The sequence below is a fragment of the Streptomyces sp. NRRL WC-3605 genome (assembly GCF_001509795.1).
GTDB lineage: Bacteria > Actinomycetota > Actinomycetes > Streptomycetales > Streptomycetaceae > Streptomyces > Streptomyces viridochromogenes.
Map to the genome: position 1 here is coordinate 87,508 of NZ_LLZN01000048.1, position 25,035 is coordinate 112,542.

The 25,035-nt window shown below is 71.8% G+C and carries 16 protein-coding genes and 1 pseudogene; 6 read left to right on the forward strand and 11 right to left on the reverse strand.

Annotated elements, in window-relative coordinates:
* Nucleotides 1–127: 127 nt before the first annotated feature.
* Together ADL34_RS13060 and pta are read right to left on the reverse strand one after the other, a co-directional pair.
* Complete coding sequence (locus ADL34_RS13060) at nt 128–1,342, reverse strand: acetate kinase (protein ID WP_062667787.1); 1,215 nt, start codon at nt 1,340–1,342, stop codon at nt 128–130.
* A complete protein-coding gene (gene pta / locus ADL34_RS13065) occupies nt 1,339–3,441 on the reverse strand; it encodes a phosphate acetyltransferase (protein ID WP_062667789.1) in 2,103 nt (700 codons plus the stop codon). Before pta ends, ADL34_RS13060 begins: the two co-directional genes overlap by 4 nt.
* Nucleotides 3,442–3,740: 299 nt before the next feature.
* Between pta and ADL34_RS13070 the strand changes: the two genes are divergently transcribed.
* On the forward strand, nt 3,741–4,766 hold the full coding sequence (locus tag ADL34_RS13070; RefSeq protein ID WP_062667791.1) for an ATP-dependent 6-phosphofructokinase: 1,026 nt from the start codon (nt 3,741–3,743) through the stop codon (nt 4,764–4,766).
* 16 nt (nt 4,767–4,782) lie between these two features.
* Here the strand turns inward: ADL34_RS13070 and ADL34_RS13075 are convergent, their stop codons facing one another.
* The 6 genes from ADL34_RS13075 to ADL34_RS13100 form a co-directional block, all read right to left on the reverse strand.
* The gene (locus tag ADL34_RS13075; protein ID WP_062667806.1) at nt 4,783–5,520 is read right to left on the reverse strand and encodes a helix-turn-helix domain-containing protein; all 738 of its coding nucleotides are present in this window, start codon (nt 5,518–5,520) and stop codon (nt 4,783–4,785) included.
* 354 nt (nt 5,521–5,874) lie between these two features.
* Entirely contained in the window at nt 5,875–6,714 is an 840-nt protein-coding gene (locus ADL34_RS13080) for a carbohydrate ABC transporter permease (RefSeq protein WP_062667793.1), read from the reverse strand.
* Nucleotides 6,715–6,717: 3 nt separating this feature from the next.
* Nucleotides 6,718–7,653 (reverse strand): carbohydrate ABC transporter permease, encoded by a 936-nt coding sequence (locus ADL34_RS13085; RefSeq protein WP_199835563.1) that lies wholly within the window; start codon nt 7,651–7,653, stop codon nt 6,718–6,720.
* 10 nt (nt 7,654–7,663) lie between these two features.
* Nucleotides 7,664–9,037 (reverse strand): extracellular solute-binding protein, encoded by a 1,374-nt coding sequence (locus ADL34_RS13090; protein WP_107115615.1) that lies wholly within the window; start codon nt 9,035–9,037, stop codon nt 7,664–7,666.
* Between the two features lie 124 nt (nt 9,038–9,161).
* Nucleotides 9,162–9,863 carry a response regulator gene (locus ADL34_RS13095; RefSeq protein WP_062667795.1) on the reverse strand — a complete coding sequence of 234 codons (702 nt, stop codon included), beginning with the start codon at nt 9,861–9,863 and terminating at the stop codon, nt 9,162–9,164.
* Nucleotides 9,860–11,533: a sensor histidine kinase gene (locus ADL34_RS13100; RefSeq protein WP_062667796.1), complete on the reverse strand. Its 1,674-nt coding sequence runs from the start codon at nt 11,531–11,533 to the stop codon at nt 9,860–9,862. The genes ADL34_RS13095 and ADL34_RS13100 overlap by 4 nt, the downstream gene beginning before the upstream one ends.
* Nucleotides 11,534–11,729: 196 nt before the next feature.
* On the opposite strand from ADL34_RS13100, the gene ADL34_RS13105 reads away from it, so the two are divergent.
* The 5 genes from ADL34_RS13105 (at nt 11,730) to ADL34_RS13125 (ending at nt 19,534) form a co-directional block, all read left to right on the forward strand.
* Entirely contained in the window at nt 11,730–13,127 is a 1,398-nt protein-coding gene (locus ADL34_RS13105) for a cation:dicarboxylate symporter family transporter (RefSeq protein ID WP_062667797.1), read from the forward strand.
* Between the two features lie 111 nt (nt 13,128–13,238).
* A complete protein-coding gene (locus tag ADL34_RS13110; RefSeq protein WP_159038919.1) occupies nt 13,239–16,391 on the forward strand; it encodes a tetratricopeptide repeat protein in 3,153 nt (1,050 codons plus the stop codon).
* A 29-nt stretch (nt 16,392–16,420) separates the two neighbouring features.
* On the forward strand, nt 16,421–16,807 hold the full coding sequence (locus tag ADL34_RS13115) for a MerR family transcriptional regulator (RefSeq protein WP_062667800.1): 387 nt from the start codon (nt 16,421–16,423) through the stop codon (nt 16,805–16,807).
* A gap of 14 nt (nt 16,808–16,821) precedes the next feature.
* A complete protein-coding gene (locus ADL34_RS13120) occupies nt 16,822–17,136 on the forward strand; it encodes a thioredoxin family protein (protein WP_062667810.1) in 315 nt (104 codons plus the stop codon).
* Nucleotides 17,137–17,338: 202 nt separating this feature from the next.
* Entirely contained in the window at nt 17,339–19,534 is a 2,196-nt protein-coding gene (locus tag ADL34_RS13125; RefSeq protein WP_234375004.1) for a HelD family protein, read from the forward strand.
* A 160-nt stretch (nt 19,535–19,694) separates the two neighbouring features.
* On the opposite strand, the pseudogene glgB reads toward ADL34_RS13125, so the two are convergent.
* The 3 genes and pseudogenes from glgB to ADL34_RS13140 form a co-directional block, all read right to left on the reverse strand.
* A pseudogene (gene glgB, locus ADL34_RS13130) lies at nt 19,695–22,567 on the reverse strand (1,4-alpha-glucan branching enzyme).
* A 185-nt stretch (nt 22,568–22,752) separates the two neighbouring features.
* Nucleotides 22,753–24,201, reverse strand: a complete 1,449-nt coding sequence (locus ADL34_RS13135; protein WP_062667802.1) for a maltokinase N-terminal cap-like domain-containing protein — start codon at nt 24,199–24,201, stop codon at nt 22,753–22,755.
* An 83-nt stretch (nt 24,202–24,284) separates the two neighbouring features.
* A partial coding sequence (locus ADL34_RS13140) for an alpha-glucosidase C-terminal domain-containing protein (RefSeq protein ID WP_199835564.1) occupies nt 24,285–25,035 on the reverse strand: 751 nt, incomplete at its 5' end.

Below are 25,035 nucleotides of genomic sequence, written 5' to 3' on the forward strand. Positions count from 1 at the left end.
ACGATCCTATCGGTTTGTTTCGCCGCGGAATATTCCGTCTGGTGGAAAGTACAAATGAGCTGTGCTTTGCTCAGCCGTGTTACCGGGCCGTTTACCTCCGTTGCCGTCGCTCACCCGTCGTACCCGCTCAGTCGCCGCCCCCGCCGACCAGAGCGTACGTCTGCGTCGCGATCTCCAGTTCCTCGTCCGTCGGCACCACCGCCACCGCGACCCGCGAGCCCGCCGGTGAGATCAGGCGCGCCCCGCCGCCGCGCGCGGCGTTCAGCTCCGGGTCCACGGCGAGGCCCAGCTGCTCCAGGCCCGCCACGGCGGCCTCGCGGACCGGCGCCGCGTTCTCCCCGACCCCGGCGGTGAACACGACGGCGTCGACCCGGCCGAGCACCGCGTAATAGGCGCCTATGTACTTCTTCAACCGGTGAATGTAGATGTCGAAGGCCAATTGCGCGCGCTCGTCGCCCTCGTCGATCATGCGCCGGATCTCCCGCATGTCGTTGTCGCCGCAGAGCCCGACCAATCCGCTCTTCTTGTTGAGCAGGTCGTCGATTTCCGCGATGGACATTTCGGCGACCCGCGCCAAATGGAAGATGACGGCGGGATCGATGTCACCCGATCGCGTACCCATCACGAGTCCCTCCAGGGGCGTCAGCCCCATGGAGGTGTCCACGCACCTGCCGCCCCGCACCGCGGACGCCGAGGCGCCGTTGCCGAGGTGCAGCACGATGACGTTCACCTCTTCGGGTGCCTTGCCCAGCAACTCGGCGGTGGCCCGGGAGACGTACGCGTGCGAGGTGCCGTGGAAGCCGTAGCGGCGGACGCGGTGCCGGTCGGCGGTCTCGACGTCGATGGCGTAGCGCGCGGCGGACTCCGGCATCGTGGTGTGGAAGGCCGTGTCGAAGACGGCGACCTGCGGCAGGTCCGGGCGCAGCGAGCGGGCCGTGCGGATGCCGGTGAGGTTGGCCGGGTTGTGCAGGGGCGCCACCGGGATGAGCCGCTCGATCTCGGCGAGCACGGCGTCGTCCACGACGGTCGGCTCGGTGAACCGCTTGCCGCCGTGCACCACACGGTGGCCGATCGCGGCCAACTCCGGCGAGTCGAGCCCGAGGCCGTCCTGGGCGAGCTCCGCCGCCACCGCCTTCAGGGCCGCGTCGTGGTCGGCGATGGGACCGCCGCGCTCACGGCTCTCGCCGCCTCCGGTGAGCGGGGTGTGCTTCAGCCGGGAGGTCCGCTCGCCGATGCGCTCGACGAGGCCCGTGGCGAGCCGGGCGCGCTCGCGCATGTCGAGCAGCTGGTACTTCAGCGACGAGGAGCCGGAGTTGAGGACGAGGACGCGGGTGGCGGTCACGGGGCGGCGGCCTTCCGCTCGGAGGACGGGGCGGGGGACTGGGACTGGATCGCCGTGATGGCGACGGTGTTGACGATGTCCGAGACGAGGGCGCCCCGGGACAGGTCGTTGACCGGCTTGCGCAGGCCCTGCAGGACCGGGCCGACGGCGATCGCGCCGGCCGAGCGCTGCACGGCCTTGTAGGTGTTGTTGCCCGTGTTGAGGTCCGGGAAGATCAGCACGGTCGCCTGCCCGGCCACGTCGGACTCCGGCAGCTTGGTCGCGGCGACCGACGGCTCCACGGCGGCGTCGTACTGGATGGGGCCCTCGATCCGCAGGTCGGGGCGGCGCGAGCGCACCAGCTCGGTCGCCGTGCGCACCTTGTCGACGTCGGCGCCCGAGCCCGAGGTGCCCGTCGAGTACGACAGCATCGCGATCCGCGGCTCGACCCCGAACCGCGCGGCCGTGGCCGCCGACTGCACGGCGATGTCGGCCAGCTGCTCGGCGTCCGGGTCCGGGTTCACCGCGCAGTCCCCGTAGACGAGGACCTTGTCGGCGAGGCACATGAAGAACACCGAGGAGACGATGGAGGCGTCCGCCCGCGTCTTGATGATCTCGAAGGCGGGCCGGATGGTCGCGGCCGTGGAGTGCACCGACCCCGACACCATGCCGTCGGCGAGGCCCTCCTGCACCATCAGCGTGCCGAAGTAGTTGACGTCGCTCACCACGTCGTACGCCAGCTCGACGGTGACCCCCTTGTGGGCGCGCAGCCGGGCGTACTTCTCGGCGAAGGAGTCGCGCAGCTCGCTGGTGGCCGGGTCGATCAGCTGGGTGTCGCCGAGGTCGATGCCGAGGTCGGCGGCGGTCTTGCGGATCCGGTCGGCCGGGCCGAGGAGGGTGAGGTCGCAGACGCCGCGGCGCAGCAGCACCTCGGCGGCCTGCAGGACGCGCGGCTCGGTGCCCTCGGGCAGCACGATGCGCCGGACGTCCGCGCGGGCCTGCTCCAGCAGCTTGTGCTCGAACATCATCGGCGTCACACGGTCGGAGCTCGGCGCCGAGACCCGCCCGATCAGGTCCCCGGTGTCGACGTACCGCTCGAACAGGCCGAGCGCGGTCTCCGCCTTGCGCGGGGTGGCCGCGCTCAGCTTGCCCTCCAGCGACGACAGCCGCTCGGCGGTGGAGAAGCTGTAGCCGGGCACGGAGAGCACGGGGGTGCCGGGGGCGAGGCGCGCGGCCAGGGTGAGGATCTCGTCGCCGGGCCGCTCGTCGAGGGTGAGCAGCACGCCGGCGATCGGCGGGGTGCCCGCGTTGTGCGCGGCCAGCGAGCCGACGACCAGGTCGGCGCGGTCGCCCGGGGTGACGACCAGGCAGCCCGGTGTCAGGGCGGTCAGGAAGTTCGGCAGCATCGCGCCGCCGAACACGAAGTCCAGGGCGTCGCGCGCGAGCCCCGAGTCGTCGCCGAGCAGCACCTTCGCGTCCAGGGCCTGGACGATCTGCGCGACCGTGGGCGCGGACAGGGCGGGTTCGTCGGGGACGACGTAACAGGGCACGGGCAGCCGGGCGCCGAGCCGCTCGGCGATCTCGTCCCGGTCCTCGCGGGCCACCCGGTTGGTCACCATGGCGAGCACGTCGCAGCCCAGGTTCTCGTACGCCCGGTAGGCGTTGCGCGTCTCGGCGAGCACCGACTCGGTGTTCTGCCCGCGTCCGCCCACGACGGGGAGGACGGAGGCCGCGAACTCGTTGGCGAGGCGGGCGTTGAGGGCCAGCTCGTCCGGGAGCTGGGTGTCGGCGAAGTCGGTGCCGAGCACCAGGACGACGTCGTAGTCGCGGGTGACCGCGTGGAAGCGGTCGACCAGCGTGGACACCAGCTCGTCGGTGCCGCGCTCGGCCTGCAGGGCGGACGCCTCGTGGTAGTCCATGCCGTAGACCGTCGCGGGGTCCTGGGAGAGGCGGTACCGGGCGCGCAGCAGCTCGAAGAGCCGGTCGGGCGAGTGGTGGACCAGCGGCCGGAACACCCCGACCCGGTCGACCTGGCGGGTCAGGAGCTCCATCACCCCCAGCTCGACGACCTGGCGGCCGTCGCCGCGGTCGATGCCGGTCACGTACACGCTGCGGGTCACGCGTGATCTCCGTTCCTCTGTCGCCGTCTCGTCCGTCGCCCTCCCCGGGTCCCACAGGGGGCCGCGACATCACCCGGTGAGAGGAGTGAAACCCTCTTGACACTACCCTTGGCCGTCGTTAAGGCGCCCGCCAGGAGGAGGGGTCCGGCAGGGGGCAGGAGCGGGGCGAGGAAGCCGCCGGCACGCCCTGGAACAGGGCAGAACGGGACGGACCGGACGCAAGCGACACGGCCCTCGGGGGCATGAAACAATCGGACCGGCTCACCGGTATCACGACAGCGAGCAGGAGACACAGCACGATGCGCATCGGAGTTCTCACCGCAGGCGGCGACTGCCCCGGCCTGAACGCCGTGATCCGGTCGGTCGTGCACCGGGCCGTGACCCAGTACGGCGACGAGGTGATCGGCTTCGAGGACGGCTTCGCGGGCCTGCTCGACGGCCACTACCGCAGCCTCGACCTGGACGCGGTCAGCGGCATCCTCGCCCGCGGCGGCACCATCCTGGGCTCCTCCCGGCTGGAGCGCACCCGGCTCCGGGAGGCGTGCGAGAACGCCCCGGACATCGCCCGTGACTTCGGCATCGACGCGCTCATCCCGATCGGCGGCGAGGGCACCCTGACGGCCGCCCGCATGCTGTCGGACGCGGGACTGCCGGTGGTCGGCGTCCCCAAGACGATCGACAACGACATCTCCTCGACGGACCGCACCTTCGGCTTCGACACCGCCGTCGGCGTCGCCACCGAGGCCATGGACCGCCTGAAGACCACGGCCGAGTCCCACCAGCGCGTCATGGTCGTCGAGGTCATGGGCCGGCACGCGGGCTGGATCGCCCTGGAGTCCGGCATGGCCGCCGGCGCGCACGGCATCTGCCTCCCGGAGCGCCCGTTCGACCCCGCCGACCTCGTCAAGATGGTCGAGGAGCGCTTCGCCCGCGGCAAGAAGTTCGCCGTGATCTGCGTCGCCGAGGGTGCCCACCCCGCCGACGGCAGCATGGACTACGGCAAGGGCGAGATCGACCAGTTCGGCCACGAGCGCTTCCAGGGCATCGGCACCGCCCTCGCCTTCGAGCTGGAGCGCCGCCTCGGCAAGGAGGCCAAGCCGGTCATCCTCGGCCACGTCCAGCGCGGCGGCGTGCCCACCGCGTACGACCGCGTCCTCGCCACCCGCTTCGGCTGGCACGCCGTGGAGGCCGCGCACCGCGGCGAGTTCGGCAGGATGACGGCCCTGCGGGGCACGGACATCGTGATGGTCCCGCTCGCGGAGGCCGTCACCGAGCTGAAGACGGTCCCCAAGGACCGCATGGACGAGGCGGAGTCCGTCTTCTAGAAGACGTGGCCCGGCGTCAGGGGGTACCGCCCCGCACCGCGTCCCAGAAGCGCTCCACGATCCCGTCCAGGAACGCGCGGCCCGTCGCGCTGTGGTCCCCGCTGCCCGCGCCCCAGCTGAGGGTGGCGGTCATCTGCCCCTGGTACTCCTGGTGCAGCTCGCGCAGCGCGTCCTGGATCAGCCGCCGGTCCAGCGGCGCCATCGCGGCCACGGGGCGGACGTACGCCTGCCAGCGTGTCGTCACGGCGCTGCGCAGCAGGTCGGCCAGGCGTCCGTCGCGGCCCGTGACGGTGATGAAGTCCGGGAGCGTCAGCCCGAGCATCTCGGCGAGGGCGGCGGACTGGCGGTCGGTGCCCCGCCAGTCGTCGTGCTCCTCCATCCGCAGATACGCGCGCAGGTCGTGTCCGACGGCACGGGCCACGTCCTCGGGCGCGAGGCCCCGGGCGACGCGGTGCTCGCGCAAGGTCCGCGGCTTGCCGAGCAGTTCGCCCGGCGAGCACCACAGGACGCCCGCGAGGGCGGTGAGTTCGGCGTTGTCCGGGGCGACGAGTTCACGTTCCCACGCGAGGACGAGGTCCCCGGAGACATGGGGGAGGCCGTAGGAGACCCGTATCCCGTAGGCGACGTGCTCGGGCCCCATGTTCAGGCCGGCTCTGAGGCGGCGGGCGGCCGGGGCGTCGAAGGGCGGGGTGGGGGGATTGCGGAGGCTGGAACGGCGGGGCGGCTGGTTCGGCTGAGCTTGCGGTCGGCGCACGGCCCACACCGTAGGACGGCCGGTATGCGGTGACTACGGTCTGTTCAGCCAGGATCACGGATCGTACGAAGATACGGCTACCGGCGGGTTCGTTCTCTGGAGGGTGACGGTGCCGCCCCCGGTGGCACCCCGTGCGGCGGGGCCCCGCTCGGCCCGCCGGGTCCTCCGGCCCGATGAACGGCAAGCTCAGGCGGCATATTCGCCCCCCTGAGCGCCCCCGGTCCCGGTGGTGGCGCGCGTCCGCCGTGCCCGCGCGCACGCCCGGCACTCGAAGAGGAGTACGGCCCGCCCCCGTACGGCGGGCCGCCCGCACCGCCCGGGGCGGCGGCTCGAATCCGACGCCCGCCCCGCCCGCTACCCCTTGACCGCCCCGCCCAGCGCGAACCCGCCGCCCAGCCGGCGCGCCACCAGCACGTACAGCAGGATCACCGGGGTCGAATAGAGGATCGAGAACGCGGCCAGCTGTCCGTAGACCACCGTGCCCCGGTTGCCGAAGAACTCGTTGATGCTCACCGCCGCCGGCATCTGGTCCGGGGTGAGCAGCAGCATGAACGGGACGAAGAAGTTCCCCCACATCATGACGAACGAGAACACGGTCACCACCGCCACGCCCGGCCCCATCAGCGGCAGCACGATCCGCACGAGGGACTGGAGCGACGACGCGCCGTCCGTCCAGGCCGCCTCCTCCAGCTCCTTCGGCACCCCGTCCATGAAGTTCTTCATCAGCCAGATGGCGAAGGGCAGTTGGGACGCGGCGAAGAAGAAGATCGTGCCTTCCATGGTGTCGATCAGGTTCACCTGCACGAACAGCGCGTACACCGGCACCATGATCGCGGTGATCGGCAGGCTCGTCGCGAACAGGACCGTCAGCAGGAACGGCCGGTTGAGACGGGACCGGAACCGCGACAGCGGATAGGCGGCCAGCGCCGCGCACGCCACCGTCAGCAGTGTCCCGCCGCCGCACAGCAGCAGGCTGTTCAGCAGCGGGGTGAAGGTGATGTCCGGGGTCATGACGGCGTCGAAGTTGTCCAGGGTGAGGCCGTCGGGGAGCTTCACCCGCAGGTCGGCGTGCGGGTCCAGGGCGGACAGCACCACCCAGGCCAGCGGAAGCACGAACGCGGCGGCCACCACCAGCAGTCCGGCGTCCGCGGCGAGCCGGTGCGAGGACCTGCGGGACGAGAGCGTGCGCGGCATGGCTCAGACCTCCGTTCGCAGCAGACGCAGATAGACCACCGAGAACAGCGAGCCCACCACGAGCAGCAGCAGGGCGACCGCGGTGCCGTAGCCGATCATGCTCTTCTGGAACGCCTCCTCGTACATGAACAGTGGCAGCGTCTGGCTGCGGCCGCCCGGACCGCCCCGGGTCATCACCCAGATCAGCCCGAACACGGACAGCGTCTGCAACGTGATCAGCATCAGGTTCGTGCCGATGGAACGCCGGATCATCGGCAGGGTGATGTGCCACAGCCGGCGCCATCCGCCGGCGCCGTCGACCTCCGCGGCCTCGGTGATCTCCTTCGGGATCTCGTTGAGGGCCGCCGAGTACACCAGCATCGAGAAGGCCGTGCCCCGCCAGACGTTCGCGAAGGACACCGCCAGGATCGGCAGGGTGAACAGCCAGTTCTGGGTGGGCAGATGCAGCCAGTCCAGGACCGCGTTCAGGGTGCCCTCGCGGCGGAAGAAGGCGTACAGCAGGAAGCCGGCGACGACCTCCGGCAGCACCCATGCCGTGATGACGATGCCGCCGACCAGCGTGCGCACCGGCTTCGAGGCGCGCTGCATCAGCGCCGCCAGCGCCAGCCCCAGGGTGTTCTGGCCGACCAGCGCCGAGATCACCGTGAAGACGAGGGTGAGCCACACGGCGTTCAGGAACGCGTCGTCGCCGAAGGCGGTGGTGAAGTTCTCGAAGCCGACGAACGAGTCCTCGGCCTGCCCGGTGAGCTGGAGGTCGGTGAAGGCGATGTAGGCGCAGTACGCGATCGGTCCGGCCAGGAAGAGCAGCAGCAGGACGACCGCCGGGGTCAGCGGCAGCACCCGCAGCAGCGGGACGCGGCGCGGCCGGGTGCTCCGCGCGGGCGGCACGGCGGCCGGACCCGGCCCCTTCGCGAGGCCGGGGTCGGTGGCGGTCTTCATGGGCGCCGGCTCACTTCTCGATCACCTGGCCGTCCGTCGCCGACTTCAGCTCCTCGTCGTACGCCTTCGCCGCGTCCTCCACCGACACGTCACCCGTCGTCACGCCCTCCATCGCCTCCTGGATCGCGGTGGAGACCTTCGGGTACGCCGGGTAGGCGGGCCGGTAGTGGGTCGAGGCCACCAGGTCGGTGAAGAACTTGATGCCCGGCTGGGCGTCGACGTACGCCGGGTCGGCGGCGACGTCCTCGCGCACCGAGATGCCCGAGTTGGCGATGTACCACTTCTGCGCGTTCGCCTTGGTCTGCATGGTCTTCACGAACTCGAAGGCGAGGTCGGGGTTGCCCGCCTTGGCGGGGATCGCCCACGTCCAGCCGCCGGACATGCTCACCTTGCCCGGCGCCTGCCCGTTCTGCGTGGGCATGTGGGCGAGGCCCAGCTTCTCGGACCACTCCGGCCACTCGTGCCCGCTGCCCTCCAGCCAGTCCTGCGGCAGCCAGGAGCCGTCGAGGTCGATGCCGAGCTTGCCCTCGGGCAGCAGCTCACCGCGCACCCGGGTGCCGAAGTTGGGGTCGAGGGCGTCCGAGACGTCCGGTCCCAGCTTCTCCTTGTAGACCGTCTCCACGAACGCGAGGGCGTCACGGAAGCCCTTTCCGCCGGCGATCCACTTCCTGGACGCCTTGTCGTAGAGGGGGTCCGCGGTGCCGTCGCCCGTGCCGTACAGCAGCATCTCGAACCCCTGCATGGTGGCGGCCTCGCCGGCGGGCTTGCCGGTGTAGACGTTGAGGGGTGTGACGCCGGGAACCTTCTTCTTGATGGTGCGGGCCGCGTCGAGCACGTCGTCCCAGGTCTTCGGCTGCCAGTCGGACGGGAGGCCCGCCTTGGCGAAGACGCCCTTGTCGAACCACAGGCCCCGGGTGTCGGTGCCGTCCGGGACGCCGTACGTCCTGCCGTCCTCGCCCTTGGCGGCGGCCTTCGCGGTGTCGATGAACTGGTCCCAGTCCCGCCACTTCGCGAGATACGGGTCGAGCGGCTTCAAGTACCCGCTGGTGATGTCCGAGTTGATGAGGAAGGTGTCCTCGTAGACCAGGTCGGGCGCGGTCTTGGGGGAGCGGAGCATCTGCTGGAGCTTGGTGTAGTACTCCGAGTCCGGGGCCTTGATGGGGACGAACTCGACCTTCTTGCCGGGGTTCGCCTTCTCGAACTGCTTCTTGATGTCCGCGAGATAGGTGTCCATCACCTTCACGGAGTTGTCCGTGGACTGCTTGAAGGAGACCTTCACGGTGTCCGGGTCGCTGCCGGAACCGCCGCCGCACGCGGTGAGCGTGACGGCGGCGAGGGCTGCGGCGAGGAGCGGGGGGAGGGCGGCGGTGGGGCGCACGGGCATGACCTCCTGCGGGCGCACGACGTTGTGGCGCTGGACGGCTGCCCGGTGAACCTAAGAGGAATGGTCTAGTCAGGTCAATGCATGTGCGGGGGAAAGCGCTTGAGGAGATCGTGAGGGGACGCCCTCAACGGCCCTTGGGACCCGGGACCCACCGGTACACCAGCTCCGGCCGCCCCACCTGCCCGTACACCGGCTCGCGTGCGGCCCGTCCCGCGTCCACCAGGTGCTCCAGATACCGGCGGGCCGTGATCCGGGAGATCCCGACGGCCTCGGCGACCCCGGCCGCCGTCAGCCCCCCGCCCGCGTCCCGCACCGCGCCGGTCACCCGCTCCAGCGTCGGACCGCTCAGGCCCTTCGGGAGCGCGGCCGGGCCCGGAGCCCGCAGGGCGCCGAGCGCCCGGTCCACCTCGTCCTGGCCGCTCGCCTCGCCCACAGCCGCGTGGAACTCCGCGTACCGCACCAGCCGGTCGCGCAGCGTCGCGAAGGTGAACGGCTTCAGCACGTACTGCACGACACCCAGCGACACGCCCTCGCGGACCACCGCCAGATCCCGGGCCGACGTCACCGCGATCACGTCCGCGTGATGCCCGGCGGCCCGCAGCGACCGGGCCAGCTGCAACCCGTGCACATCCGGCAGATGCAGATCGAGCAGCAGCAGATCGACCGGCGTGCGCTCCAGCGCCCGGCGTGCCTCCGCACCCGTGTGCGCCTTGCCGACCGCGACGAACCCCGGCACCCGGCCGACGTACATCACGTGCGCGTCCGCCGCGACCGGGTCGTCCTCCACGACCAGCACCCGGATCGGCTGCGCGGCATCCGCCGTCATGCGTCACCTCTCAGGGCCACGGCGTCCTCGGGGGACCCGCGCTGCGCGGGTACGGCCGCCCCGATGCCGTCGTCCGCCAGGCGCAGCCGCACCTCGAACACCGCCCCGCCGCCCTCGGCCCGCGTCACCGACAGCTCCCCCTGGTGCCGGGTCACGACCTGCCGGACCAGCGCGAGGCCCAGGCCCCGCCCGCCCGGACCCGCCGGTTTCGTGGAGAAGCCGCGCCGGAACACCGCCTCGGCGTGGGCGGGGTCCACCCCGGTGCCGGTGTCCGTCACCCGCAGCACCAGCTCGCCGCCCTCGGCGTACGCCGTCACCGTCACCCGCGCCCCCACACTTCCCTGCGCCGCGTCCACGGCGTTGTCGATCAGATTGCCCAGCACCGTCACCAGGTCCCGGGCGGGCAGCGCGTCGCTCAGCAGCCCGTCGTCGAGCCGGCTGTCCTCCGACACGACGAGCTCCACGCCCCGCTCGTTGGCCTGCGCCGTCTTGCCGAGCAGCAGGGCCGCCAGCACCGGCTCGCTCACCGCCGCCACCACCTGGTCCGTCAGCGCCTGCGCCAGCTCCAGCTCGGCGGTGGCGAACTCCACCGCCTCCTCGGCCCGCCCCAGCTCGATCAGCGACACCACCGTGTGCAGCCGGTTCGCCGCCTCGTGCGCCTGCGAGCGCAGCGCCTGCGTGAAGCCCCGCTCCGAGTCCAGCTCGCCCATCAGCGACTGCAGCTCGGTCACGTCGCGCAGGGTCACCACCGTGCCGCGCCGCTCGCCGCCGGAGACCGGGGAGGTGTTCACCACCAGCACCCGCTCCGCCGTCAGGTGCACCTCGTCCACCCGGGGCTCGGACGCCAGCAGCGCCCCCGTCAGCGGCGCCGGCAGCCCCAGCTCCGCGACGGACCGGCCCACCACGTCACCCACCCCGAGCAGCTCCCGGCCCCCGTCGTTGATCAGCGCCACCCGGAACTGCCCGTCCAGCATCAGCAGCCCCTCCCGCACCGCGTGCAGGGCGGCCTGATGATAGTCGTGCATCCGGCTCAGCTCGGCGGCGTTCATCCCGTGGGTGTGCCGGCGCAGCCGGGCGTTGATCACGTACGTGCCGACCGCGCCCAGCGTCAGCGCGCCCGCCGCCCCGCCGATCAGGGCGGTCAGCTGCTCCTGCACCCGCTTGCTGATCTCCTCCACCCGGATGCCCGCGCTGACCAGGCCCACGATGTGCTCCCGGCCCGTGCCGCGGTCGTAGATCGGCACGACCGCCCGCACCGACGGGCCGAGCGTCCCGGTGTAGGTCTCCGTGAACGGCTCCCCGCGCAGCGCGCGCTCGGTGTGCCCGCGGAAGTGCTGCCCTATCTGCCGGTCGTCGGGGTGGGTCCAGCGGATCCCGCGCGGATTCATGATCGTGACGAAGTCGACCTCGGCGTCCCGCTGCACCCGCAGCGCGTACGGCTGGAGCGCGGACGTCGGGTCCTCGGTGCGGATGGCGTCCCGCGTCGACGGGGCGTCGGCGATGGACTGCGCGACCGCCGCGGCCTGCCGGCCCGCCGCGTCCTCGGCCTGGCCGCGGTCGCTGAGGTAGGTGAAGACCGCGTACCCGGAGAACAGCACCGCGATCAGCACGGCCTGCATGGCGAACAGCTGCCCGGCCAGGCTGCGCGGTCTCGGGACGGGGATACGCATGCCGCCAGTCTGCCCGCACGTTTCCCGGTGAACTAAATGAACGGAAGGGTGACCGCCCTCACACGGCGGGAGATAGTCGCCGCATCGCTGCACACGACCCCCGTCCCCAGGGGCGCGCCCGTCCACCAGCGAACCCCCACCCCGGACGTGAGCCGCACGCCGGTGTCAACCGACGAAGACGTCAAGGAGGGCAGCCGTGGCCGCCGCCAGTTCCCCCGATACGGCACCTGCCGCACCCGTCGCCAAGCGGGACCGCACGCACTACCTCTACATCGCGGTGATCATCGCGGTGGCCCTCGGCATCGCCGTGGGTCTGGCCGCGCCCGACTTCGCCGTGGAGCTGAAGCCCATCGGGACGGGCTTCGTCGCGCTGATCAAGATGATGATCTCGCCGATCATCTTCTGCACGATCGTGCTGGGCATCGGCTCCGTGCGGAAGGCCGCCAAGGTCGGCGCGGTCGGCGGTATCGCGCTGGGCTACTTCCTGGCGATGTCGCTCGTGGCCCTCGCCATCGGGCTCGTCGTCGGCAACATCCTGGAGCCCGGCTCCGGGCTCGCCGTCACCGACGCCGTCAAGGACGTCGGCCAGGCGCAGGTGGACGCCGAGGCGAAGGACACCACCGAGTTCCTGCTCGGCATCATCCCCACCACGATCGTCTCCGCCTTCACCTCCGAGTCGGTCCTGCAGACCCTGCTGATCGCACTGCTCGCCGGCTTCGCCCTCCAGGCCATGGGCTCCGCCGGGGAGCCGGTCCTGCGCGGGGTGCAGCACATCCAGCGGCTCGTCTTCCGCATCCTCGCCATGGTGATGTGGGCCGCGCCGATCGGTGCCTTCGGCGCCATCGCCGCCGTCACGGGCTCCGCCGGACTGGACGCGCTCAAGAGCCTCGCCGTGCTGATGCTCGGCTTCTACGTCACCTGCTTCCTGTTCGTCTTCATCGTGCTCGGCGCGCTGCTGCGGATCGTCGCCGGACTCAACATCTTCACGCTCTGCAAGTACCTGGGCCGCGAGTTCCTGCTGATCCTGTCGACGTCGTCCTCGGAGTCGGCGCTGCCGCGCCTCATCGCGAAGATGGAGCACCTCGGCGTCAGCAAGCCCGTCGTCGGCATCACCGTCCCGACCGGCTACTCCTTCAACCTCGACGGCACCATGATCTACATGACCATGGCGTCCCTGTTCATCGCCGACGCGATGGGCACCCCGATGTCGATCGGCGAGCAGATCCCGCTGCTGCTGTTCCTGCTGGTCGCCTCGAAGGGCGCCGCCGGTGTCACCGGCGCCGGGCTCGCCACCCTGGCGGGCGGTCTGCAGTCGCACAAGCCGGCCCTGGTGGACGGCATCGGCCTGATCGTCGGCATCGACCGCTTCATGAGCGAGGCCCGCGCCCTGACGAACTTCGCGGGCAACGCCGTCGCCACCGTGCTCATCGGCACCTGGACGAAGGAGATCGACCGCGAGCGGGTCGACCAGGTCCTCGCCGGTGAGATCCCCTTCGACGAGGCGACCCTGCTCGACGACCACGGCGCCGAGGGCGAGCCCGCGACGGCCGGCGTGCCGGGACAGGACGGCGAGAAGGAGCTCGCGAAGGCGTGACCGCCCTGACCGGCCCCTTCGCACCGGACGCCCGGCCCCGCCTGAACCGGGGCCGGGCGTCCGGCCGTACGCTTACGCTTTCCCCAGGAACCGGTCGATGGGGGTGCGGTGGTGTCCGACGCCGGAATGCGGCCTCAGGTGTTCGTCTCCTATGCCTGGGAGGACGAGAAGCACAAGAGCGCGGTGCTCCTACTGGCCAGACTGCTTCTGAACGCCGGTGCCGACGTCTGGCTCGACGCCATGGCCGTGGAGCGGGGACCCGAATGGGCCGCGGAGACGGCCCGCGAGATCGCTGACGCGGACTTCGTCCTGGTGATCGCCTCGCCTGCCTACAAGCGGCGAATGGAGGGTGCCGAGGAGCCCGGCCAGGGGAGAGGCGTGAGGTGGGAGGCCCGGCACATCGTCGAGTTCGCCTTCACTCATGAGCAGGACTGGACCGACCGGGTCCTCAACGTGGTTCTCCCCGGTGGAAGCGTCGAGGACATTCCCACGATCCTGCTGCCGAACTCAAGGCATCGCTACGAGGTCCCGGCCCTTACCCCGCAAGGGGTGAGCGAGCTGACCCGTCGCCTTCGAACCGGCCTGCACCCCACGGAAGCAGGAGTGGCGCCGCGTGAGACCGGCCGACCGCGGCTGCGGATCGGAGAGCTGCCGCCCACCGCCGCCTGGTTCCAGGAACGGGAGGTCATGGCAGCCCTGCGCGAAACGGTGCAGGAGAACGGCACGACGGTCGTCTGCCAGATCCTCGACGGTATGGGTGGGGTGGGCAAGAGCCAGTTGGCAGCCCGCTACGCGCAACAGCGTTTCGAGGCCGGCTCGCTCGACCTCCTGGTCTGGGTCGGTGCCACAAGCCGTGACGCCGTGATCTCCGGCTACGCGCGCGCGGCCCGCGCGGTGCTCCCCGAGTCCGCGCTGACCGAAGGCCCCGAAGCCGCCGCGCGGGCCTTCCTGGAGTGGCTCGCCGCGGCACCCGCCCCGCCCTGCCGCTGGCTCGTCGTCCTGGACGACGTCCCCGACCCGGCCACGCTCGACGGCCTGTGGCCACCGGTCACCGCCCTGGGCCGGACGCTCCTCACCACCCGGCGTCCCGACGCCGCCCTGTTCACCGAGGATCGCCACCGCGTCACCGTGGGGCTGTTCACGGAGCCGGAGGCTCTTGCCTACCTGCGGCGCTCGCTCGCCGGCAGAAGGCGCGCGGAATCCGACGAGGAACTGGCCGGGCTCGCTGCCGACCTCGGACATCTGCCGGTCGCCCTCGCACAGGCGGGCGCGTACGTGGCCGATGCCTCGATACCTGTCGCCGAGTACCGACGGCTGCTGGCCGACCAGACCGTCCCCCTTGCCGAGCTGGCACCCGAGGACGACGCCCTGCCCGACGCGTACCACCTCCCGATGGCCAAGGTGTGGGCCCTGTCCGTGGAGCGTGCCGACCGACTCCGGCCGCCCGGACTCGCCCGACCCATGCTCCAGCTCGTCTCCCTGCTGTCGCCGGACGGCATCCCCGAGGCCGTGCTGACCTCAGCCTCCGCTCTGGCATACCTGACCGCCGCCCGCGTGGCCGTCACACCCGGCACAGTCCCGCCGCCCCAGGAGGTCACGGAGCACGAAGCCCGCCAGACCTTACGAGCGCTGCGGCGCCTCAGTCTCATCACCCACGAGCCCGATGAGTCTCACCTGGGCGTCCGCGCCCACCAGCTGGTGCAGCGCGCCACGCGCGACGATCTGCCGGTGGGACGGCGGGACGGCCTGGTGCGTTGTCTGGCCGGCGCGCTGGCCGAGGTCTGGCCCGACATGGACGCCGACCCGGTGCTCGCACAGGTGCTCCGTGCCAACGCCACGGTGCTGACCGGTCTGTCCGGCGATCTGCTGCACCGCGAGCGGGTCTACCCCGTGCTGGATCTGTTCGGCCACAGCCTCGGCCACGCCGGCCAGGCCGTCGCCGCTCGGCAGTACTTCCACGACCTGCTCGAGGCGGCCACGCGATCGCTCGGCCCCGAACACCCCGACCTCTGGAACCTCCGTAACGGCCTCGCCCACTGGACCGGACAGGCGGGTGACAACGCGGGCGCGCTCGCCGCGTACGACGCCCTGATCGCCGACACGCGACGGCTGGCCGTGGACGAGGCGTTCCTGCTGGAGCTGCGGTCCCATCGGGCCTGGTGGCTGGGAAGGACCGGCGCCTACCAGGCCGCCGTCGCCGAGTGCCTGGAGCTGCTGCCCGAGATGCGACGCGTCCTGGGTGAGGACCACCAGGCCACCCTCAGTCTCGAACAGGCCGCCGCCCACTGGCAGTGGCACTCACCCCACCCGACGGGGCAGGACCTCACGGGTTATCAGCAGCGCGTCGATCGTGCCCGGCAGAAGCACGGCCCCGACCACCCCAGGACGTTCACGGCCCGGGAAGGTCTCGCCCTGGCATACGAACGCGCCGATGACCCGGACGAGGCCCTGACCCTCTACCGGGCGCTGCTGGCCGACATGGAGCGGGTTCTGGGGGCGAAGCATCCCCAGACCCTTGCCGCGCGCCGGGGAGCGGCCGGCACCCGGGACGCGACAGGGGACACAGCCGGGGCGATCGCGGAGCTGCGGCACCTGCTCCCGGTCATGACGGAGGTGCTGGGCGAGGACGACCTCGAATGCCTGACGGTCCGCCTCGAGCTGGCCGGGATGCGAGGGCGGCACGAGAGTGCCGACGTCGCCGTCACCATGCTGACCGAACTGCTGGAGGACACCCGGAGGATCGTGGGCCCTGAAGGGCAGGGGGTGAGCAGTGTGGTGAGCCACCTCGCCCGCTGGCGAGGGGAGGCGGGCGACCTGATCGGCGCGGTGGAGGCGGCGCGGGAGAACCTGCGTCTGCTCCAGGGGGCCGGGCACGTGGAGGAGTACATTGTCGACAGAGCCCGCAAGGGGCTGCGGCACTGGCTCCTCCGGACGATCGACGTGGCGCAGGACCTCGACCTGGCGGGCCGGCGGGCCGCCGCCCGCGAGCTCCGCGACGCACTGGCCGTGTACCCGGAGGCCGACGGGGCCTACCGGGAGTACATCGCCTTTCTGACGTCCCACCTGGGACCCGGCGCTCCACCCACGCTCGCAGTGCGACGCGACCTCGCCCGATGGCGCAGCCGCACCGGCGACGCGGCCGGTGCCGAACGAGACCTCGTCGCCCTCCTCGCGGACCAGACCCGGGCCCTGGGGCCACACGCCTACGACACGCTGCTCACCCGGCACGCTCTGCACAGGCTGAGAACCGTGCCCTTGCCCTGACGTCGGCGTCAAGGACTACGTTCGACCTCATGCGAATCGGCGAGCTGGCCGCACGGGCCGGGACCACGACGCGCACCCTGCGCTACTACGAGTCGCGCGGGCTGCTGTCCGCACGGCGCGGACCCAACGGGCACCGGGTGTACGACGAGGGTGATCTCCGCTTGCTGCGGCAGATCAGGACGCTGCAGGACTTCGGGTTCGGCCTGGAGGAGACAAGGCCGTTCGTGGAGTGCCTGCGGGCCGGGCATCCGGAGGGCGACACCTGTCCGGCTTCGCTCGCGGTGTACCGGCGCAAGCTGGACGAGCTGGACGCGCTGATCGGCGAGCTGCGGGCCGTCCGCACCAAGATCGGGCTGCGGCTGGCGCTGGCCGAGGGCGAACCACCGATGTGCGAACTGGGAGGGCGGGACCTGTGATCAAGGCGGCAGGCGTGACCGAGGTGACGGACGCGGACTTCGCGGCGGAGGTGATCGGGGCGGAGCTGCCGGTGCTGGTGGAGTTCACCGCCGACTGGTGCCCGCCGTGCCGGCAGATGGGGCCGGTGCTCGGCGCGCTGGCCGCGGAGGAGGGGGAGCGGCTGAAGGTGGTCCAGCTCGACGTGGACACCAATCCGGAGACGACCAACGCCTACAAGGTGCTGTCCATGCCGACCTTCATCGTGTTCCGGGACGGCGAGCCGGTGAAGGCGATGGTCGGGGCGCGGGCCAAGCGGCGGCTCCTGCAGGAGCTGGCCGACGTGCTCTGAGCGCACCGCGTCCACCGCGCCACGTACAGCAGAAATCCCCCGGGCAATTGCGCTCGGGGGATTTCTCTGCGTATATTCAATGGTTCGCGACTTCGAATCAGGAAGGCGCGGAGAAGTTCAGTGAGCACAGTATATCCGGGCGGGAGCGGAATTGTCAAACACCGAATTCCAAGACGGTGAATTGCGGCGCGAGCAGGAATTCATGGACGGCCTGTACGCACGCGTCGACGCCCTGCGCGGCGACACCGAGGCCGGAGTCTCGGACGCGCTCGCCCAGGGCGACAAGCCCATGCAGGCCCGCCTGGAGCGGGACATCCTCGTCGCCGAACGCTCGGGGCTGCTCGCCGCGCTGAACGCGGTGGACGGCTCCCTGTGCTTCGGCCGGATCGACCTCTCCTCGGGCGCGGCCCACCACATCGGCCGGATCGGCCTGCGCGCCGACGACACCGAGCGCACGCCGATCCTGATCGACTGGCGGGCCGACGTCGCCCGCCCCTTCTACCTGGCCACCGGCCACACACCGATGGGGCTGCGGCGCCGTCGGCACATCACCACCGAGGGGCGGACCGTCACCGCCCTGCACGACGAGATCCTCGACCTCGGCGACCGCGAGCGCACCGGCCACGAGGACCCCACCGGCGACGCCGTCCTGCTCGCCGCGCTCGACGCCGCCCGCACCGGCCGCATGCACGACATCGTGCAGACCATCCAGGCCGAGCAGGACGAGATCATCCGGGCACCGCACCGCGGCGTCCTCGTCGTCGAGGGCGGCCCCGGCACCGGCAAGACCGCCGTCGCCCTGCACCGCGCCGCCTACCTCCTCTACGAGCACCGCGAGCTCCTCGCCAAGCGGGCCGTCCTGATCGTCGGCCCCAACCCCGCCTTCCTCGGCTACATCGGCGAGGTGCTGCCCTCCCTCGGCGAGACCGGGGTGCTGCTGGCCACCGTCGGCGAACTGTTCCCCGGCGTGAAGGCCACCGCGGCCGACACCCGGGAGGCGGCGGCCGTGAAGGGCCGCGCCGACATGGCCGACGTCCTCGCCGAGGTCGTCCGCGACTGGCAGGCGCTGCCCGACCCGGTCATCGCCATCGAGCACGACCGCGAGGTCCTCATGCTCGACGACGGACTGGTCAAGGTCGCCCGCGAGAAGACCCGCGCCGCCCGGCTGCCGCACAACGCGGCCCGCGAGCACTTCGAGGGGCACATCCTCAACACCCTCACCGAGCTGTACGCCGAGCGGGTCGGCACCGACCCCTTCGACGGCACCAGCCTCCTCGACCCCAGCGACATCACCCAGATCCGCGACGAGATCGCCGAGAACCCGGAGGTGTGGGCGGCCATCGACCAGCTCTGGCCGCGGCTCACCCCGCAGCGCCTGGTCGCCGACTTCCTCGCCGACCCCGTCGGCTACCTCCCCGACGAGGACGCGGCCGCCATCCGGCGGCCCGTGACCCGGTCGTGGACCGTGTCGGACGTACCGCTGCTCGACGAGGCCGCCGAACTGCTCGGCGAGGACGGCCGTCTCGCCCGGGCGCGGGCCGAGCACGAACGGGCGACGCAGATCGCCTACGCGCAGGGCGTGCTGGACGTGTCGTACGCGTCCCGGACATACGAGTTCGAGGACAAGGACGAGGAGGACAGCGAGGTCCTCTCCGCGCACGACATCATCGACGCCGAGCGGTTCGCCGAGCGCCACGAGGAGGACGACCACCGCAGCGCCGCCGAGCGCGCGGCGGCCGACCGCACCTGGGCGTTCGGGCACATCATCGTCGACGAGGCGCAGGAACTGTCCCCGATGGCCTGGCGGCTGCTCATGCGGCGCATCCCCACGCGGTCGATGACCCTGGTCGGGGACCCGGCGCAGACCGCGGAACCGGCGGGCGTCGGCTCCTGGGAGCAGATCCTCCAGCCGTACGTCGAGGACCGCTGGGAGCACACCCGGCTGGGCGTCAACTACCGCACGCCCGCCGAGATCATGGAGCTGGCGGCGGCCGTCGTCAGGGCGGAGAACCCGGACTTCGAACCGCCGAGCTCCGTACGGTCCACGGGGGTGCGTCCCTGGATCAGGGCCACCGACGACCTGCCCGGGGCCGTGGCCTCCGCGGTGAAGGAACTGACCCCCGCCGAGGGGCGCCTCGCCGTCATCGCGCCCCGCCATCTGCACCGCAGGCTCACGGCGCGGCTGGACGGGGTGACGGCGGGCGAGCAGCCCGACCTCACGCGTACCGTCGTCCTGCTCGACCCGCGCCAGGCCAAGGGCCTGGAGTTCGACTCGGTGCTGGTCGTCGAGCCGGCGCTGTACGGCACGAGCGACCTGTACGTGGCGCTGACGCGTGCGACCCAGCGGCTGGGCGTGCTGCACACGGGTCGCCTGCCGAGGGCACTGGCGACGGCCTGATCTTTCTCGCCCCCGCCGCCCCTACCCGTCCCATCCTTCCGGGGCTCCGCCCCAGACCCCGCTCAAACGCCGGACGGGCTGTGAGTCAGCCCGTCCGGCGTCTGAGGACGAGGCCCGTCCAGGGCCGAAGCGGGGGTCCGGGGGCGGCAGCCCCCGGGGACTAGGCCGGGCGCAGCCAGACCGTCGCGAGCGGCGGCAGCGTCAGCTGGATGCTCGCCGGGCGTCCGTGCCAGCTCTGCGGCTCCGGCTTCACCGGGTCGGGGTTGACCACGCCACCACCCCCGTACCGGGCCGCATCCGTGTTCACCACCTCATGCCACGCCGGCACGTCCTCCGGCACCCCCAACCGGTACCCGTCCCGCACGACCGGCGACATGTTCGACACCGCCAGCAGCGGCACACCCTCGGCGTCGTAGCGCAGGAACGCGAACACGTTGTCGTCGGCCGCGTCCCCCACCACCCACCGGAAGCCGGACGGGTCGGTGTCCCGCTGCCACAGCGCCGGCGTGTGCCGGTACACCGTGTTCAGGTCGCGCACCAGGTCACGCACCCCCCGGTGGTCCGCCTCCGCCCCGTACGCCGGGTCCAGCAGCCACCAGTCCGGGCCGTGCGCCTCCGACCACTCGGCTCCCTGCGCGAACTCCTGCCCCATGAACAGCAGTTGCTTGCCGGGGTGCGCCCACATGAAGCCCAGGTAGGCCCGCAGGTTGGCCCGCTGCTGCCACCAGTCGCCCGGCATCTTCGACACCAGGGACCGCTTGCCGTGGACGACCTCGTCGTGCGAGATCGGCAGGACGTAGTTCTCGCTGTACGCGTACACCATCGAGAACGTCATCTCGTCGTGGTGGTACCTGCGGTGCACGGGCTCCTTCGTCATGTACTCCAGCGAGTCGTGCATCCAGCCCATGTTCCACTTCAGCCCGAAGCCCAGCCCGCCGAAGCCGCCCGGCCCGGTCACATGCGTCGGACGGGTCACCCCGTCCCAGGCGGTCGACTCCTCCGCGATGGTGACGATCCCCGGGTTGCGCCGGTACACGGTCGCGTTCATCTCCTGCAGGAACGCCACCGCGTCCAGGTTCTCCCGGCCACCGTGCTCGTTCGGCACCCACTGGCCGGGCTCGCGCGAGTAGTCCAGGTACAGCATCGAGGCGACCGCGTCGACCCGCAGCCCGTCGATGTGGAACTCCTCGCACCAGTACGTGGCGTTCGCGACCAGGAAGTTGCGCACCTCGGTCCGCCGTTCGCGACCAGGAAGTTGCGCACCTCGGTCCGCCCGAAGTCGAACTCCAGCGTCCCCCAGTCGGGGTGGGCGGAGCGCAGCGGGTCCTCGTGCTCGTACAGCGGGCGCCCGTCGAACTCGGCCAGCGCCCAGTCGTCGCGCGGGAAGTGCGCCGGCACCCAGTCCATCAGCACCCCGATGCCGGCCTGGTGCAGCCGGTCCACGAGGTACTTGAAGTCGTCGGGCGTGCCGAGCCGGGCCGTGGGCGCGTAGAACCCGGTGACCTGGTAGCCCCACGAGCCCCCGAACGGGTGCTCGGCGACCGGCATCAGCTCCACATGGGTGAAGCCGAGGTCCTTGACGTAGGCGGGCAGCTGCTCGGCGAGCTGCCGGTACGTCAGCCCCGGCCGCCAGGACGCCAGGTGCACCTCGTACACCGAGAACGGCGCCTCGTGCGGGGCCGGCGTGCCGCGCCGCTCCAGCCACTCCGCGTCGCCCCACTCGTACGCCGAGGCGCACACGATGGACGACGTGTCCGGCGGCGCCTCCGTGCGGCGGGCCATCGGGTCCGCGCGCAGCGTCTTCGAACCGTCGGCCCGGGTGATCTCGAACTTGTACAGCTCGCCCTCGCCGATGCCGGGCACGAACAGCTCCCACACGCCGGTGCCGCCGAGCGAGCGCAGCGGGAAGCCGGTGCCGTCCCAGTAGTTGAAGGTGCCGGCGAGCGCGACGCCGCGCGCGTTCGGCGCCCACACGGTGAAGCGGGTGCCGGTCACGCCCTGGTGGGTCATCGGCTGGGCGCCGAGCGCCTTCCACAGCTCCTCGTGCCGGCCCTCACCGATCAGATGCAGGTCGAGCTCGCCGAGCGCGGGCAGGAAGCGGTAGGCGTCCTCGGTCTCGTGCACCGTCTCCTCGTACGCCACGTGGAGCCGGTAGTCCGGCGGTGCGTCCCGCAGGGGCAGGAGTCCCGTGAAGAACCCGTCGCCGTCGTCGTGGAGTTCGGCCCGCACGGCGCCGGCGACGACCGTCACCGACAGGGCGAACGGCCGGAAGGCGCGGAAGGCGACCCCGCCGGGGACGGGATGGGCCCCGAGCACGGAGTGCGGGTCGTGGTGCGTCCCGGAGAGCAGCCGGTCGCGGTCGGCGGGGTCCAGCGCGGCGGAGCCCGCGACCGCCACCTGGGCCGGGGGCCCGGCGGGGGTGCCGGGACCGGGCTTGCCCTCGGCCGCCTGCTGGGCCGGGATCTTCTTCTGCGCGGCCTGCTGGGCGGGGATCTTCCGGCTCCCGGCCTTCCCGGTGGCGCCCCCGGCCGACGGGACCGGTCCGGCGGAGCCCTTGCCCGCGGCGGCCTTGGCGGGCGTCCGCGCACCGGCCTGCCGGGCCACGGTCTTCTTCGCGACGGTCTCCTTGGCCGCGGCCTCGGTGCCGGCCGTCTTCTTGACCGCGGCCTTCTTCGCGACGGCCTTCTTCGCGACGGCCTTCTTCGCGACGGCCTTCTTCGCGACGGCCTTCTCGGCCGAGGTCTTCTTCGCGGCGGTCTTGGTGGCGGGGGCCCTCCTGGCGGGGGTCTCGGCGGTCACGCTCTTCGCGGCCGGGACCTTCCTCGCGGCAGCCTTGGCGGGGGCCTTCTTGGCTGCGGCCTCCTTGGTGACGGTCCTCTTCGCGACGGCCTTCTCGGCCGGGGTCTTCTTCGCGGCGGTCTTGGTGGCGGGGGCCTTCTTCGCCACCGCCTTCTGGGCCGGGGTCTTCTTCGCCGCCGTCTTCTTCACCGCCGCCGCAGCCGGTGCGGCCTTCCTGGCCGCCCCCCTCCGCATCGACTCCACGGCCTTCTCGACGGCGTTCGCGGGCTTGGCCTTCCCGGCCGGTGCGGCCTTCTTCGCCGCCGTCCTCTTCGCCGTCGCCTTCTTCGCCGCCGGCGTGGAATCCGCCGGCGTGGGCTCGGCCGTCGTCCCGGCCGGTGTCTGCGGGTCCGGGTCGCTGGAGGGAGTGGTGCGGGGGGTCACGGGCGGGGCCTCCTCGGCGAAGGGGGTGAAACGGGGGTGGAGGGCGGTGCGGGCGGGGCGTCGGCGGCAAGGCGGCGTATCGCCGTCATCGGCACCGGCAGCCAGTCGGGCCGGTGCCGTGCCTCGTAGACGACCTCGTAGATCGCCTTGTCGGTCTCGTACGCCCGCAGCAGCACCGGATCGGTCCGCGGGTCGGCGCCGCCGGCCTCGGCGTACCCGGAGCAGTAGGCGGCCCGGCAGGCGTTCGCCCAGCCGGGCGCCGGGTGCTCGGCGGAGTGGGCGGCGTAGTCGAAGGAGCGCAGCATGCCCGCCACGTCCCGCGCCGGCGGCTGCGGCATCCGCCGTTCGGCGAGCGGTTTCGACGGCTCGCCCTCGAAGTCGATCAGCCACCACTGCCCGGAGGGCGAGCGCAGGCACTGCCCGAGGTGCAGGTCGCCGTGGACGCGCTGGGCCGTCCAGGTGCGCCCCTCGGCTGCGAGATCGGCCAGCGCGTCGAAGGCCGATCGCAGGGCGGGCGCGTACGGCCGTAACGCGGGCACCGCCTGGGCGGCCGCGTCGAGCCGTGCGGCCATGCCCTCGACCTGCTGCCGCACCTGGGTGTGCCCGAGCGTGACCGTCGGCAGGGCCCGTGCCAGCGCCATGTGCACCTCGGCGGTCGCGCGCCCGAGCGCCCGGGCCGCCGAGGCGAACTCCTCGCCCTTGGCGAGCCCGCGCAGCGCCAGGTCCCAGCCGTCCGCCGCGCCCTGCACGAACGGCTGGAGCACCCCCAGAACATACGGCTCGCCCGACAGCTCCGCCCGCATCCACGCCGAGGGCGCGGGCACCCGGTCGCAGCCCTCGCGGGCCAGCGCCAGCGGCAGCTCCAGGTCGGGGTTGACGCCCGGCACGACCCGGCGCAGCAGCTTCAGGATGAACGTATCGCCGTACACGACGGAAGAGTTGGACTGCTCCGAGGTGACCAGGCGGGGCACCAGGCCCGAGCGGATCTCGGTGCCGGCGTCCCGTTCGAAGCGCAGGGCGCCGACGCGTGCCCCGGTGCGCAGGGCCTCCAGCAGCAGTTCGCAGGGGCGCGGGTCGTACAGCGCGTCGTACACGGTGCGCCCCGCGAGGGGGCCCTCGGTGACATGCCCGATCAGGGCGGGTGCCAGCCGCGGCGGCAGCGCCTCGCGGTCCCCGACGAGCAACTGGTAGCAGTCGGCGGGCTGTTCGGGTGCGCCCGGTGCCGGTGTGAGCGGCTGATGGGCGCGGACCAGCAGGTGGTACAGGCCGCGCTTGCCTCCGGGCGGCAGCAGTTCCGTCGCCGCGACCAGCGAGAAGCCCGTGACTGGACGCCCCTTGCCGGCGAACCAGCGCTGCCGTGGCAGCCAGTCCCGGAGCAGGGGGTCCAGTGACGCGAGGAGGCCGGGCGGAGTGCTGAGGGTGCTTCGGGTGACGGCTTCCGACATGACGTCGCGTCCTTTCCCCGGACGGTCGGGGTGATACTTCTGCGTGCCCCGGGCGGGGCGGTGGAAACCGCCCCGCCGGTCTCTCAGGCCGCGTCCTTGCGCAGCCGGAACCAGTAGAAGCCGTGGCCCCCGAGCGTCAGCAAGTACGGCAGATCACCGATGGCCGGGAATCGCACCCCGCCGAACAGCTCGACCGGATGGCGGCCGGTGAACGGGCTGAGATCGAGTTCCGTGGGCTGCGCGAACCGCGAGAAGTTGTTCACGCAGAGCACGAGGTCGTCCTCGTACTCGCGCAGGAAGGCGATCACCGCCGGGTTCGACGACTGGAGTTCGGTGTACGAGCCGAGTCCGAAGGCGAGGTTCTGCTTGCGGATCTCGATCATGCGCCGGGTCCAGTGCAGCAGCGACGACGGCGAGGACATCGACGCCTCGACATTGGTGACCTGGTAGCCGTAGACCGGGTCCATGATCGTCGGCAGGAACAGCCGTCCCGGGTCGCTCGACGAGAAGCCCGCGTTGCGGTCCGGCGTCCACTGCATCGGCGTGCGCACGGCGTCCCGGTCACCGAGCCAGATGTTGTCGCCCATGCCGATCTCGTCGCCGTAGTAGAGGATCGGCGAGCCCGGAAGGGACAGCAGCAGAGCCGTGAACAGCTCGATCTGGTTGCGGTCGTTGTCCAGCAGGGGCGCCAGCCTGCGACGGATGCCGATGTTGGCGCGCATACGCGGGTCCTTCGCGTACTCGGCCCACATGTAGTCGCGTTCCTCGTCGGTGACCATCTCCAGGGTCAGCTCGTCGTGGTTGCGCAGGAAGATGCCCCACTGGCAGCCCGAC